9 protein-coding genes are annotated in these 14,388 nt (G+C 51.0%); 5 read left to right on the forward strand and 4 right to left on the reverse strand.

Annotation, left to right across the window (positions count from 1 at the left end):
* Nucleotides 1-485 precede the first annotated feature (485 nt).
* Nucleotides 486-2,051, forward strand: coding sequence for a class I SAM-dependent methyltransferase (locus MXE39_RS13095; protein WP_246977103.1), 1,566 nt, complete (start codon nt 486-488; stop codon nt 2,049-2,051).
* A 311-nt stretch (nt 2,052-2,362) separates the two neighbouring features.
* On the opposite strand, the gene MXE39_RS08035 is transcribed toward MXE39_RS13095, so the two are convergent.
* The 4 genes from MXE39_RS08035 to MXE39_RS12970 all read right to left on the reverse strand — a co-directional run bounded on the left by MXE39_RS08035 (nt 2,363) and on the right by MXE39_RS12970 (nt 8,574).
* The gene (locus MXE39_RS08035) at nt 2,363-3,553 is read right to left on the reverse strand and encodes an MFS transporter (RefSeq protein ID WP_246977102.1); all 1,191 of its coding nucleotides are present in this window, start codon (nt 3,551-3,553) and stop codon (nt 2,363-2,365) included.
* Between the two features lie 543 nt (nt 3,554-4,096).
* On the reverse strand, nt 4,097-5,395 hold the full coding sequence (locus MXE39_RS08040; protein WP_246977101.1) for a dicarboxylate/amino acid:cation symporter: 1,299 nt from the start codon (nt 5,393-5,395) through the stop codon (nt 4,097-4,099).
* 1,698 nt (nt 5,396-7,093) lie between these two features.
* Nucleotides 7,094-7,495: a helix-turn-helix domain-containing protein gene (locus MXE39_RS08045; RefSeq protein WP_246977100.1), complete on the reverse strand. Its 402-nt coding sequence runs from the start codon at nt 7,493-7,495 to the stop codon at nt 7,094-7,096.
* Between the two features lie 950 nt (nt 7,496-8,445).
* Complete coding sequence (locus tag MXE39_RS12970) at nt 8,446-8,574, reverse strand: hypothetical protein (protein WP_281503365.1); 129 nt, start codon at nt 8,572-8,574, stop codon at nt 8,446-8,448.
* A 363-nt stretch (nt 8,575-8,937) separates the two neighbouring features.
* On the opposite strand from MXE39_RS12970, the gene MXE39_RS08050 reads away from it, so the two are divergent.
* The 4 genes from MXE39_RS08050 to MXE39_RS08065 all read left to right on the forward strand — a co-directional run bounded on the left by MXE39_RS08050 (nt 8,938) and on the right by MXE39_RS08065 (nt 13,604).
* Entirely contained in the window at nt 8,938-10,101 is a 1,164-nt protein-coding gene (locus MXE39_RS08050; protein ID WP_246977099.1) for an iron-containing alcohol dehydrogenase, read from the forward strand.
* A gap of 532 nt (nt 10,102-10,633) precedes the next feature.
* Entirely contained in the window at nt 10,634-11,488 is an 855-nt protein-coding gene (locus MXE39_RS08055) for a hypothetical protein (RefSeq protein WP_246977098.1), read from the forward strand.
* A 502-nt stretch (nt 11,489-11,990) separates the two neighbouring features.
* Complete coding sequence (locus MXE39_RS08060; RefSeq protein WP_246977097.1) at nt 11,991-12,971, forward strand: YwqG family protein; 981 nt, start codon at nt 11,991-11,993, stop codon at nt 12,969-12,971.
* A 15-nt stretch (nt 12,972-12,986) separates the two neighbouring features.
* Nucleotides 12,987-13,604: a hypothetical protein gene (locus MXE39_RS08065; RefSeq protein ID WP_246977096.1), complete on the forward strand. Its 618-nt coding sequence runs from the start codon at nt 12,987-12,989 to the stop codon at nt 13,602-13,604.
* Nucleotides 13,605-14,388 lie beyond the last annotated feature (784 nt).

Below are 14,388 nucleotides of genomic sequence, written 5' to 3' on the forward strand. Positions count from 1 at the left end.
CCATGCAATGATTCCGTGAGTGGGGCATGGTCGCAGCCAGAGGCCTGAGCGTGCACCTGATGAGTATTTCTTACCTGGACTGGCCATTCTGATTTCATAACCTGCCTGCAGCTTTGAGCATGGTAAAACGCGCGTAATTATCAATACATTGCTATCTTTAGAGCAAAGACAGCAGGATTTGCTGTTTCTATGGGCATGAACTGTGCATTAGTGGTGCAGTGCGCAGCACAGATTGATGTAATCTTATTTTTTGCTGCAACAGGTTCCCGATTTTTTCTGTCCCCACTGGCAGCCTTGCCACGGCCATAGCCATTGCTATGGCATGGCCATGGCATGGCGGCTGCCGGTGGTGCAGGGGCAAAGACCCCATGGCAGGCAGGTGGGCAGCCTTATTTTGTTTTCTGTCAGTATTCCGGGACTGTCTTGTCCTGCAGGCGCATAGCATGCGGGCGGGCGGTTCTTGCCATAATTGAGGAGATTAACCAGTGCAAAGTTGGAATATGGGTTACGTTACCGAAACCAATTATGAGTATGGATACTTCCATATTCTCAACCCTCTGGAACTGCGCTTTAATTTCCTGACCAGGGGCGTGCGCTTCCCTGAGCTCGGTCCGGATACTGCCGCCTGTGAGCTGGGTTTTGGTAACGGTATCAGCGCCATTTTGCATGGCTGTGCTTCTGAGGTTAAGTGGTTTGGTACTGACTTCAATCCTTCCCAGGTAAACTATGCCCGTCATCTGATTGATTCCCAGTCCATTGAGGTCAAGCTCAGTGACGATGCCTTTGACCAGTTTGCCTCCCGTCCAGAGCTGCCAATGTTCGACTATATCTGTCTGCATGGCATCTGGTCATGGATTTCTCCTGCCAATCAGCAGACTATTGTTGATTTCGTCGCCAGAAAGCTCAAGGTGGGCGGCGTACTGTATGTGTCCTACAATTGCGGCCCGGGCTTTAACAGTATTGAGCCAATCCGCAACCTCATGTACAAGCACATGATCACTTTCAACAGAGGTACTACTCACGCCGATTCCATTACCGCCAGCAAGGAATTCGTCGAGAAGCTCCTGCGCATCAAGCCTGGCTATATGGGGAGCAATCCTGAGCTGCTGAAGGCTGCCTATGACTCCAAGATTGGCAAGCGAGACAACAATTATCTGGCCCACGAGTATCTCAACAGCTACTGGGATATTACCAGCTTTGAAAAGGTAAGCTCTGATTTTGAAAGAGCCAAACTGACCTATGTTTCTGCCGCCCGTCTGATGGAAAACATGGACAATGTCTGGCTCAACGAGGACGAGCGCAAGCTGCTGACTCCGCTGCAGAAGACCCCTATGTATCATGAGACCCGCAACTACCTGGTAAATGGTCAGTTCCGCAGTGATCTCTACGTAAAGGGCGTTCTTGAGCTCAGCGAAAAGCAGATTGAAGAAGAGCTCGACAAGACCTGCTTTATCTTTATCCGTGATCCTGAGAACGATTACAGCCGTGCCCGCTCCCGCCACGGTGCCATCAGCCTGCACACCGAGCTGCTCAAGGAAATCATTAAGATGATGACCGACCGCAAGGTACGTTCATTTGTCGAGATTCTCAATGAGCTCAATAAGGACAGAGCCGAGGGTGAGCAGGTCAGCCGCATTACTCTGCTTGAGTGCATGATATTCTTCGTGGGCAATGAGTTTATAAATATTGCCGTAAACCCTGATACCATCAGCGATGAGGTCAAGGAGCGCTGCAAGCGCTTCAATGTCGGCACCATCAGATCAGAACAGCGTCGTACCAGCAACTACCTGGCCTCTCCAGTAACCGGCGGCGGTATCTACATCGACGATCTGTCCAAGTTCTGTGTAAGCTGCATGCTGGATAATCCTGATGTTTCCAATGAGCAGATGGCCGATCTGCTCATGGAGGTGCTCCAGTCCAAAAACTCTCCTATTGACATGAAGATCACCGAGGGTGCCGACCTTACTGAAATTCGCAAGGTGGCCCTTGAGCTGGTTGAGCGCTTCAAGTCCTACGACTTCCCTGTCTACAAGACTCTGCTCATGTTCTAAGCTCAGGTCCGGCAGCCCCGCTGCACATGCAGCGCCGCCGTGCGTACAGCACGGCAGCACGCGCAGCAAAGCCGCGTGCGCAGCATTGCTGCCTCGCCTGGCTGCAGCGCCATGGCTTCGGATCCTCCAATAACAACGCCCGCTTCCCGTTGCACAAGTGCATACAGGGAGCGGGCGCTGTTATTTTCAGGGGCTGCAGATATCAGCCGGGCATGAACGCCGGGCTGAGCGCCGGTCGGGAACCGGTGTGCTGTCACGGTCCTGGCCTTGCAAGGCAGTACCATGTAAGGGCCGGAACGGTCCGGCAGGCGTTATGCCGGCCTGTCAGCCCCGGTCCTGTTGTGGCGCGGGTCGATAGCATTGAACTGGGCGCGGCAGCTGTAGATAAAGGCTGCACTCAGGGCGGTCAGGCATGCAAGGAAGAGGAAGATGCCGCCCAGGGAGAAAGAGGAGGCAATAAAGCCCAGCAGGGCCGGACCGAGCAGCAGGCCGCTGTAACCGCAGACAGACAGGAAGGATATGGCCGGTACCAGAGGCATGGCTGTCTGGGCTCCTGTAGCTGAGGTTACCAGCGGGCTGATATTGGACATGCCCACACCAAGCACAATAAAGCTGATGGTAAGCACATAGACATTAGGGAACTGTACCATGCACACCATGGCAGCAATCATCAGAAGGGCGCCGTAAAAAGCAAAGTTGAACGGACCTATGACATTGATAACAGCTCTTGAGTACAGGCGGCACAGCAGCATGCATGCGGCAACAATGCAGTAGCCAAAGGAAGCAAGATTAAGCGGGATATCAGCTGCTCCGGTGACATAAAGGCCTGACCAGTCGAGCACGGCTCCGCCCACCATATAGGTAAAGGCGATAATAAGGGCCAGTGAGATAACAGGCTGACGGGGCATGACAAAGGTGCGGTTTTCCTTTTTGTCCTCTGATTTGATGCTGATAATGGCTGGAATGTACCAGGCTGAGGCAAGCCAGGTAATGGAAATCAGGGAAACAATGGCCACGGCCGGGGACAGGCTGATGGTCAGGAGCAGCATCATCAGCACTGCACCCACAACCTCTCCCATGGAGTAGTAGCCAAAGAGCACCGACATCATCATGATGCGGTACTTCTTTTCAATGTAGGCAGCAAAAACGTTAATCACCACCTCAAGGCAGCCAATGGATATGCCAAAAACAATAAGAGCGGCCAGAACTGTATCATAGCCAGGCATAAGTGCCAGTATGCAGATAGAAACGGAGGTGGTAAAACAGGAAATGGCATAGGTGGTTTTAAAGCCAATCCACTGCAGCAAAAATCCTGAGATAAACATGCCCGATACCGAGCCAATACCAAAGGCCAGAACCATAAAGGAAACAGCCTCAGTGCTCAGCTGCAGATGGTCCTGAATCAGGGGAATAAGCGGTGCCCAGCATGCCACGGCAAAGCCGCACAGAAAATATCCTATGCGGGTTACATATACCTGATGGCGTGGTGAGAGCCTGCGCATTGCTTACCTTCCTTGTTACCAGTTAAACCTTGAAATCTCACTGCAGCACCACTGCACTCGCATGCAGGGCTGCATTTGGCGGCTCCGCTGCATGCGCCTGCAGTGCTGCATTGGCGGCACCGCTGCATGCTCCTGCAGCGCCGCTGGCGGCGGTATGTACTCCGCACCAGCGCCTCGCGTTGTCCATAAGGCCGTCCGGACGCCAGCTGCACTGTGCCTGCAACAGATGTTATGCCTTACAGGCCGGGCCTGATTATAGCCTAAAAGCTCATTTAACATGGCACAGAGCACATTAACATTAGTCCTGTACGCTATGCGCATCGGATCTGCTGGAAGGGTGGCCGCAGTACAGGCCTGGCCCGCCGGGTCAGGCCAGTGTGGCCAGGGTGGCAAGAGGCCGGAACCGCAGCGTAGCGGTGGTTGGGGCGTCTGTTGCGCACCGGTAAAAAACAGAGCGCCTGATACCGTGTGGCATCAGGCGCTCATGTTGTCAGGACCGCTGCTCAGGGCAGGGCCAGATGTGACGCATCAAGCTTGCGTCGATCAGGCAGCTACGTGGTTCTTGCCTTCGTTTTCAAGCTCGCCCTCGAGGTCCTTGTTTACAATATTGGCTACGGTAGCATCAGACCAGACGTTGATGGCGGTTTCGATCATGTCGATAACAGCATAAACAGGCAGAATGATTCCCATGAGCAGTACAGGGACATTCATGGAGCTTAACAGTGAGATGGTCAGGAAGTAGCAGCCCATTGGTACACCGGCGTTGCCTACGGCAGCGATGGTGGCAATGAATATCCAGGCAACTACGGTTCCGGTGGTAATCTCAATACCGGCATTCTGCATCAGATACAGGGAGGTGATGAGAATGAAGCCGGCGCAGCCATTCATGTTAATGGTGGTGCAGATAGGCAGAACGAAACGGGAAACCTTAGGGTTAACTCCGCAGTTGTTCTCAGCTGAAGCCATGGTAACTGGCAGGGTGCCGGCAGAGGACTTGGAAAAGAAGGCCACTGCAATGGCTGGCAGCATGCCACGGGCAACACGAATCGGGTTGAGACCACGCAGAATCAGGAACAGAGGCAGGATGACAAACATCTGCAGCAGGTTGGCACCTACAACTACACCAAAGTAGGAAGCTACTGATCCAAGGGCAACGCCGTTTTCATACTCGCTAATCAGCTGAGCGGTGAAACCCATGATGCCAATTGGCAGAATGGCAATGATCCACTTGATGATCATGAAGAGCACATCCTGCATGCCCATAATGGCGTTGAGCAGAGAGTCACGGCGCTCATTTTTAGGCATTAAGGCCAGAGCAATACCCACAGCAGCAGAAATGAGCAGTACGGACAGTACATTTCCTGATACAAATGGCTGCAGGATATTGTTTGGAATGACATTGAGGATATGGTCAAGGTAAGAAGAGCTCTGAATCTTGCCTATGTCGGCGGTGCCGGCAATTTCAGCAGGAACATTGGCTGGGGCAATAACCTTGAACAGAATGGCACCCACCATGGCAGCTACAATGGTAGTGGCCAGAGTGTAGAAGATAGTCTTTTTGAAGATTCTGCCGGAGCTGGAGTCCATACCAAGTTTGGCCAGAGTGGTAATCAGAGCCAGGGAAATGATTGGGACTGCAATAAAGGAGAACAGACGGGTAAAGGCTGTGGCAATAAAGCTCATGACATCATTGATGCCAGAGTTGTTCATCAGGCCAAAGATCACACCCAGGACCAGACAGATGCCATAGAAAACGCTCTGAATCAGGCGGCGCTTCTTCTCTTCAGGGGTAATGGCATTACGTGCGGCCTCTAAGGGCGAAGTAGTAGATGTTTTTGTCATGAATCAAATTTCACGATCTTTACTGGAAGGTCATGCTCTTATCGCGAACAATATCATTCAGTGTTTAAATGCTTTACAAAGCAGTTTATTGCATTTTGTTGCATCACATTAAACTGCTCTTGCGGCCAGCAATGCAGGAGCATCATGGCACTGCGTTGCATGGCATGGCACTGTTATGCCTTGCCTGACCTTGCTGTGCAGCTTAGCTGTAAGCGCCAGAGGCGGCTGGGCCGAGGCGGCGGGGACAGCAGATGCGCAGCTGTCCTGATACAGTTTTGCTGCTGCAGGAACTCAGGGACAGTACCTGTTATGGCTGGTGATATTGAGTTCGCTTAGGAGCCCGTGACCTTATCAGCAGGGAAATCGTCTCCATTGTATTGAAAGCTAACTGGCCTGAGGTAACTTCAGGTATCGATGGAAATGACGAAAAAGGTCATTCTCTCATGGATACAGTTACGTCTGGCCACAGACTGCACCGGACGGCCACTATGAAACTGATAATGGCAAACGACAGCAGCTGTGCAGTGATACGCCTGCGCATCAGTCTGCACTGCAGTCCTCCCTGCGCACCATATGCCATGCTGCGGGGCGGTCTTACTGACCGGCTCTGCCCGTACAATGACACTGATACACACATTAAGGCTCCGGCACAATCCGTCCAGCTGCCGGTACTGCCAACAGTACAAGCTGTCAGCAATGCCGGGCTGGAGGCTGTCCAGGTTTAAAGACCTGGCTGTTGTGCACGGGACTAAACCTGCGCTGCGGCCTTACTGTTACCCACGGAGGGGCAAGCAAGTGACACAGCCTCGGTTCAGGCTCTCCATGTCTGGCGGGGCTTTTAATGCGGGGTGCAAAAAAGTAGAGCTAATATAGCTCAAATAAAAATGAGATCCACCTCAAATTTCCTCGATATGTAAAATTTTTCATATTTTTGGTGCATATTGGGTCAGATAAAGTCACAAAACCCCTGTTAAGGGCAACAGTGCGCCATTATGGCACGCTCAACATATGGGTAGCCGCACAGTCGTACGCCTCTGCAAGCGGCAGCCGTACGTCAGTTGCAGTGTTTTTATGAGTGTCTGTGCACTGTGCACTATGTGCTTTTTGCGATCTTATGGGCAAAAGTGACATGAAGCGTAAAGCAATGACCGATACTGGATGATGGGTGTAGCAAATAGCAGGGCACAACTTTCATGGCATACAGGTCATAACGTCCATACAGATCCGGCAGCCTGTACCTGACCCTTGCCTTGCCTTGCAGGTACGCCTCGCTGCTGTGGATAGCAGTGAGCCGGGATGCAAGGGACGGCTGGGACAGGGAATGCTTTAAAGATCAGAAAAATTTGTGCAGTGGGGCAGATAACAATGGCGGTACGTCAGTGAGGTGCAGGCTGGGGGGCCGCTCTGGGAAATGAGGTGATATTTCCTGATGGACAGTTAATTATTCACTGTCCTGGTCTTGCCTGAGGTGAAAAGGCGGGCGACTGACAGTGAAAGGGCAGGCGTAGAACTGCCCTGTCAGTCAGGGACTGGCAAGTCCCGGGAGGTAAGCGGGCAGGCGTAGAACTGCCCGGTCAGATGGATACAGACAAGTCCCATGGGTGAACGTGGCAGGTCGGGCCGCCCGTTCAGGTTGGGATGCTGTAGTGCTGTGATATGAGCGGGCAGGCGTAGAACTGCCCGTCAAGTGTTTTTATTCTAGATGCCTTGTTTGGCTGCAACACCTTCATCGGCCAGGGTCCTGCGCAGCTTGTAGGATGGTCCCAGCTTGCGGGTCAGATGACGGGCAAGGCTGCGGTAGGTCATGGAAAAGCCTTCAGGAAGACCAAACTGCTGCGGGTTACCCATGACCAGTTCATGGAGCATGGTGACATTGCAGCCCAGTCTTATGTAGGTTTCCAGCAGAGGGCGTTGATCGATTTCCGATATTGGGGACCTGCGGCCACGTCGTACTGTTGGATCGCGTGGTTTAGGGTCAGGGTTTTTCAATTTGCGGTAGACAGTGCGGGTAGAGATACCAAGGGTCTGAGCGATCCTGGTCTGGGTCATACCCTCGCTGTGCATCTTAATAATTCGCTTTACAGTTTCTTGATCCAGCATTTTAGTTAAGTTACCTGATTATTACTGGCTTTAACAGTGATGTATTGATTTTAATAGATAATAATGCGCCGTAATGTTTGTAATGGTTACTGCCCGGAATGTAAGCAGTCCTCTCACATACAGACTGATTACAGCCATAAAGGGGGCTCTTAAACATCTCAAAGACTGCATCGGACTGCGCTGGGGCAGTCTGAGCAGCCGTGAGTAATACTCCATCTCGAGCCACAAGCCACCACAGCAGGGGACCGAGCATTTCCTTAACTTTCAGCAATATGACAGATCACGGCCCTCAAATTACAGTAAGCCTCTGCTGTAAGGCGCTCAGTATGCAGCGTACCTGTCATGCAGGGCCGGGCCGGGAAAATGGCATAGGGGGAAACAGCCAGACAGTCATTATGATTACCGGCGCTTTCAATTAGTATCTTAAGTTCAGAAGGGCGGGTGTTCTACCGGTTCTTATGGCCGGTCGCGCCTCCTGATATATTCAAGTATATTCCATGAACATCCAGTTTTGCGCATTTTGATAGTCATCACAGGATAAGATGATGTGAGTTACATGAATAAAAGCCGCGTAAAAAAAGGCATTTTTCACATCAGATTTTAATTTTTATCTTGTCAGACAGGCTGATAACTACGGGGCGCATGACCACTCTACCATACAAGTGATCACTATGAAATCCATGTTACCTGGTTTATGTGAACCATGGTCACAAATTACACCGATAGGCAAGGAGCTGGCAGGTTGAAACGTATCAATCTCAACTCGGAAATATTACGATTGATACCTCGACCCCACGCCCTGTCTGATAGCTGAAATAAGTATAAAATCAGGCTTTGAGCGTGAACTTAATGAGCATAAAAGCCAATACAGTCATCCTGTTAAAATATAACAGTATGGAAAGTGCCTTGAAGTTATATGTCATGGTAGACATAAGGCTGTTATGGGCAGCTTATGAGCTGTATAAGGCTGTTGCGAAGAGCTGTACCATGGCTTCTGCTAAGAGCTCTACCATGGCAGCTGCGAAGATCTGTACCATGGCTGCTGTGACGAGCTGTATGAAGGCTGCTTTTGATTGCATATGTATTGCCTGAAGGCAGGGGCAGGCAGTCGCTCATATCGCTTGACATCGTTACAATGTGCGTTATTCTATTGCCGACAGTCACGGTACCTCTTGTATTTTCATGCATTGAAATGTATAAATCAGATAGCGGTCATGTTTACTTATTACGATTGGCTGTGCTTTTCAGGTCAGTCTGACTGAAATGTGCCTTGAGTTAGTGTTCAGGGCAAAAGCTTTCCTGATGCATGGTATTTTGCATCTGGGGACCTCAAGGCATACCAGTGCAGGGCGCAGCTGCAGCATAATGAAAGCTGCAATGCTTTGGAAACAATTAAAGAGCCTGTTGTTCAGGCCTGGTCATAAAGGACATTGGAGATTTAGATGGAAAACTTTACTTTCTATACCCCGACCCGCGTTCACTTTGGCAAGGGCACTATTGAGCAGCTTCACAAAGAAACTGTTGCAGTGGGCAAAAAGGTATTGCTCGTTTATGGTGGCAACTCCATCAAGCGCTCCGGTCTGTACGATACTGTTAAGCAAAAGCTCTCTGATTGCCAGATTTTTGATCTGCCTGGTGTAGAGCCTAATCCTCGCGTTACTTCAGTTCGTGTGGGGGCCCGTTTGTGCAAGGAGCACAATATCGACCTGGTGCTGGCTGTAGGCGGTGGCTCTGTGCTTGACTGTGCCAAGGCTATCTGTGCTGCGGCATGTTATGACGGCGATGCCTGGGAGCAGGTACTGGACTGGAGCAAGGTGACAAAGGCACTGCCTCTGGGCACTGTGCTAACTCTGTCTGCAACCGGTTCAGAGTTTGACGCAGGTGCAGTAATCTCAAATCTGGAGACCAACGAAAAGCTGGCCATTATCTCTGATCTGCTCAATCCGCGTTTCTCCATTCTTGACCCTCAGTACACCTTCACCGTGCCTGCAAACCAGACTGCTGCTGGTGCCGCTGATATCATGTCTCATATCTACGAGCAGTATTTCTGCGCCGTTACCAACCCTGTATCTGATGGTCTTTGTGAGACCATTTTAAAGACCATTATCGAGTGCGCCCCTCTGCTGATTAAGGAGCCAGAGAATTACGATGCCCGTGCCAATATGATGTGGGCCTCTTCACTTGCCTGCAACGGCATTTGCAGTCTGGGCAACGGCATTCGTCCTTGGCCATGTCATGCCATGGAGCACGAGCTCTCTGCCATTTATGACATTACTCATGGCGTAGGTCTGGCTATCCTGACTCCTCATCTGCTGCGCTATGCCTTAAATGAGACCACTGTTGAGCGTTACTGCCACTATGGCAAGGCCGTTTTTGGCATGGCTGAGCAGGATGACCGCATGGCCATGGCCAATGAAGCCATCAATCGCACTGAGCAGTTCTTTACCTCTCTGGGTATTCCAAACAACCTTACTGCCCTTGGTATTGATGACAGTCGCATTGATGAGATGGCAGAGCATTGCGTCAAGTTCAACCCAGGTCTGGACAAGTTTATCCGTCCACTGCTCCTTGAGGACGTAAAGCAGATCTATCGCAACGCCCTGTAATCACAAGGCCTGTAAGCCATAGCACTGATGAGCCATAGCTGGCAGGGCAGGAAGGGCTGGCTGGTCAGGCTGCTCATGCCGGTCATGCAGGCACAGCCCGACTTATGCCCTGGTTAAATGAAGAAGGCTGCAGAGGTGTTTTCTGCAGCCTTTTTCCGTCTAAGGGCAGGTGAGGTCTGACTGACTGCCTGCCTGCATATTCAGGCTCATGCTGGCGGCTGGTACTCCCAAGGGATGACAGGACCAGAAATGAAGCATAATTTATTGTCTGGCCGGTGCGTTTTGCTGCATACCATAAGTATGTGCCTGCCTTGTCCAGGGCATTAAATGTGAGCCATGTTGCGCTTTGAGTATTACCATGGACTGTATTTACTGTTCATGGGTTAAGGCTGTGACTGATGTGGTATGTTGCCTGTATGGATTAACATTAACCATGATGTTTGATGTCTGACCTCACATGCCTGAGCCGCAGCTGGTGCTGCCTATAGCTGATATGGGGCAACTGACGGCGCTGAAAGTGGAGAAAGTGATTATGGGTGTTGATATTTATGCCGGAACCCTTACCCGCTACTATTCTCGTAACTGGACCAGGGTTAAGCCTCATAAACTCAATCATGCTGCAGCCTCTGATGCTGCGGCCCCTGTATCTGAGGTAGAACAGGAAAAGAAAAACAGGGTATCAGAAGAAATTCTGGATGCCATTATCCGCTGGCAAGGAGAGCTCAAAGGCTCTCTGAGCTCCTCATACGATGGTAATTTCGAGCGCTGGTATGAGGATTATGAGCGCGATTTTTTCAGCTCATGGCTGTACTGGGATGAAATCAGTGCTCTGGTGATCACTGCTGCCTGCAAGGCCACAGGACGTGAAGTTCCGCAAAAGATTCCTGTGGGCGTTAATTACATGGCTCATGAAGCTGTTGTAGACTGCAATGAGCGTTACTCGCAGATGTGGAGTCTGATGAGCGGTGTAACAGTATGGCTGCCTTTTGCAAGCAAGGCTGTATTTAAGGCACAGATGCCTGATGACCATATGGCCACACTGAGCACTGTTGAGGCCCTTTACAGTGAGCTTGAGCGAATCAATGATCTCATCTGGAAGGCAGATGAAACAGAGGTTGAGCAGTGGGCCAGTCAAAGTCCTGAGCTGCCTGACTGCGTTATCAATGAAAGCCATCCTGGTCACTGTCAGAGCAGCACAGACTCAGGTGATAATGAGGTTACTGCAGCTGAGGATGCTGCCCGGAGCAGTGAGCAGGACTCCAGTGAGGAATGCGCAGCTCCTGAGCTGTGCAACACAGATGAGCTGGCAAGACATGCTTTTGCTGTGCTCTGGCAGGCAGCAAAGTTTGCCCGTGATAACTCCATGCCTTTACGCTTCCACTTTTAAGTGCAGAGACGGATATGCCTGAGCCACTCAGCGCTGAACCCAGTGCGCCGATATGACCTGCGCCTTTACCACTATCAGAGCTGTGTGGTCGAACCATGCTCAGGCTGTGCTGCCCTAAACTGCATTGCAGCACATAGCGGCTTAATGCTGTATGTCATGGGCGGGCGCTGTAAGACAGATCTCATCTGCAAGCTGCAAATTCACTATTAACAGGCTGGTGTGCAATATATGCCACCAGCCTTGTCATGTCTGCAGCATGGTGTAACATGCAGATACGCAGGTCTTTGAGTTGCTTGTTATGACACGGCTTGATGCTGGCAGGGGCTATGAGCAGGCTTCAATGCTTGCAGGGGCCATGAGCAGGCCTCAATGTCATTTCAGGCACTGTCAGCTGCCTCTTGTTAAACTCCAGTACAGACGAACAGCTTTCTTAACCGAACAAGGAAAGGAGACAGACGCATGCACACCCTGATTAGTGGCGGTGTGTCAGCGTTAAAGTATTATGACCCTCGAGCAAATTCTGGCCAAACTGGCCCGCAATGCCATCAAAATCAGTATGGAGCCAATGGCTCAGGAATCTGATGCCGATAAGGCTTCAGCTCACTCTGACATCAGCGCTGAACATGAGAGCTGTGCAGATAGTATCCCTGCTGTGCTAAGTCGCTTTGGTGGACGCCCTGATGTTCCATCTGATTTTGTCTGGCCGGTATATGCACCTGAGTGGATGCCTGAGGGACGTCCTCTTGCCTTTTTGCTTCAGATTAACTGTGCAGAGCTAAAGGAGCTTGATGATCAGAGTCTGCTCCCGGACCATGGTCTGCTCAGCTTTTTCTATGATCTTGAAGAGCTGCAGCTGGGCGACAGCAAGGATGACTTTGGCTGCGGTCAGGTACTGTGGTTTGAGGAAACAGATAATCTAAGTCCAGCCAGCTATCCTGAAAAGCTGCCAGAGGACAGTCATTTTCCTGAGGCTCTGTTAAAGTTCAGCTCACGCAAGACTCTGCCATCATGGGAGGAGATGTGTGAAATAACTGGCATTACCCTGGAAGATGATCATTATATGGAGTGCTGTGATCGCGTTCTGGGCAGTGAAAGGCCGTTTATCCTCAATGCCACTGAGATTCTGGGCTGGCCTGATGTGCTGCAGGCGCCACTGTTTTCTCAGTGCGACAGGCTTATGCCGCCTCTTGCTGACAATAAGGCTCAGCTTGAGCAGTCCGGTAAGGAAGCGCAGCCAGGCGCTCAGGGTGGCGCTCAGCATGGCGAACATCCTGATTCTGACGCGGCTGCACCATCATCATCTGATATTAAGGATATTCCGGCATCGCTGCGCTGGCAGCAGCTGCTGCAGCTTGACGGGGTATCGCTGCCAGATTTCAACCTTGGTTTTGGTGACGATGGAATGCTCAATTTCTGCATCAGTACCGATGATCTGAAAGAGCGGCGCTTTGAGCGCACCTGGGTTATCTACCAGAGCTGCTGATAAAGGGAGAGCGCGATGGGAAAGGAAAAGACTGAAGCCGTGGACATGCCTTTCATGAGCTTTGGTGCTTACAACGCTTTTAAAGACGGCCTGGAGGTGCGCTGCCCTGTATGCTCTGGTCATGGCATTCTCAAAGCTACTAAGACCGAAGCCTCCTTTATCTGTGAGAGCTGCTCTCACAATGAGAAGGTCAGTCTGATGTGTGTACGCTGTGATGTCCATAATGTCTGCGAGCAATGCGGGCGCTATTACCGTGTTGATGTGGTAGACCCAAGACAGAAGCATTTCAATATGCTTAAGGTGGCATGTCCACACTGCCGTCACATGATGACCGGGCGTGTGCATCGTACTGTGCTGTCAGAGTACAGCTATCTGCCTGAAATCAGAGCTGGTCGCGACCCCTGGCTTGGTCTTGAGTTGTGGTTTCTAACCTGGTTTAAGGGCAAGCCAGTATGGGCGGTTAACCGGGAGCACCTCAACTGGCTGATTGACTTTATTGCTGCTGATCTGCGACGCCCCAAAAACAAATACCCGCTGCGAGAGCAGTCAGATCTCCTGCCTACCTTTATGAAAACAGCCAGGAACCGCGACCACATAGTCAAAATCCTCAAACGCATGCAGGGCTACAGCTAAGCCTCTGAAATCATCATCCTGACCCGGGCTCATAGATCCCGACGACAATCTCTCAATGCACAATCAATTCTTATAAATCTGCAGCCGCATCCGCTGCTGCATCCGCTGCCGCAGGCTCAGCCGCAGCTCAACGCACAAGAGCAAGCCCTGCCCGGCGCAATGCCGGGCAATAGCCCGCCCCATCAGATAAAGTCCAACGCCGGCCCACCATCCAGCTTTCCCTCTCAACCATACGGCAATGTAAACTCAAGTGCCTCAACAGCTGCACGCCTGTTTCATATCTGAACAAGCAGCCGTCACATGGTCATACATTAACCGTAACCGTAATCTGACGCTTTGACGTGCAGGCCTCATCTCATTGCAAGGGCTTACTCTGCCTTTTGTCCATCAAAACCAACCAGCAAGCCATCCATCCATCCATCCATCCATCCATCCAACTAACCATCCATTCCAGCATGCCCCTGTGAAAGCACGAACCTGACATATTCTGGCCCATAGTACTTGGGATTGCCTGTTCTTACTGAAAAGTTAGCTGAGTACATGTTGCGATCTTCGGATTTCCTATAATGATTTCATATTAATTTTCATGGATGTGTTTGCCTGTTTTGATGCAGTTCTCATGGTATGGGGTACAGGGGCTCTGACCCGTACGGGGAACTCAAAGGTAAGTCGTACCATAAAGGCGATAAATAAAGGCTTTGTTAAGCTCAAAGAGGCTACAGCGAAATTGCCGGATGAACTGTAATTCTGAGGAAAAGGGCAGGCTCGTCCAAAAGATTATATG

It is taken from the genome of Anaerobiospirillum sp. NML120511 (assembly GCF_023050955.1).
GTDB lineage: Bacteria > Pseudomonadota > Gammaproteobacteria > Enterobacterales > Succinivibrionaceae > Anaerobiospirillum.

Coding starts and splice junctions, on each gene's coding strand:
- MXE39_RS08050 (WP_246977099.1), top strand. CDS start 8,938: ATGGAAAACTTTACTTTCTATACCCCGACCCGCGTTCACTTTGGCAAG.
- MXE39_RS08060 (WP_246977097.1), top strand. CDS start 11,991: ATGACCCTCGAGCAAATTCTGGCCAAACTGGCCCGCAATGCCATCAAA.
- MXE39_RS08065 (WP_246977096.1), top strand. CDS start 12,987: ATGGGAAAGGAAAAGACTGAAGCCGTGGACATGCCTTTCATGAGCTTT.
- MXE39_RS08055 (WP_246977098.1), top strand. CDS start 10,634: ATGGGTGTTGATATTTATGCCGGAACCCTTACCCGCTACTATTCTCGT.
- MXE39_RS08045 (WP_246977100.1), bottom strand. CDS start 7,495: ATGCTGGATCAAGAAACTGTAAAGCGAATTATTAAGATGCACAGCGAG.
- MXE39_RS08040 (WP_246977101.1), bottom strand. CDS start 5,395: ATGACAAAAACATCTACTACTTCGCCCTTAGAGGCCGCACGTAATGCC.
- MXE39_RS12970 (WP_281503365.1), bottom strand. CDS start 8,574: ATGCAATCAAAAGCAGCCTTCATACAGCTCGTCACAGCAGCCATGGTA.
- MXE39_RS08035 (WP_246977102.1), bottom strand. CDS start 3,553: ATGCGCAGGCTCTCACCACGCCATCAGGTATATGTAACCCGCATAGGA.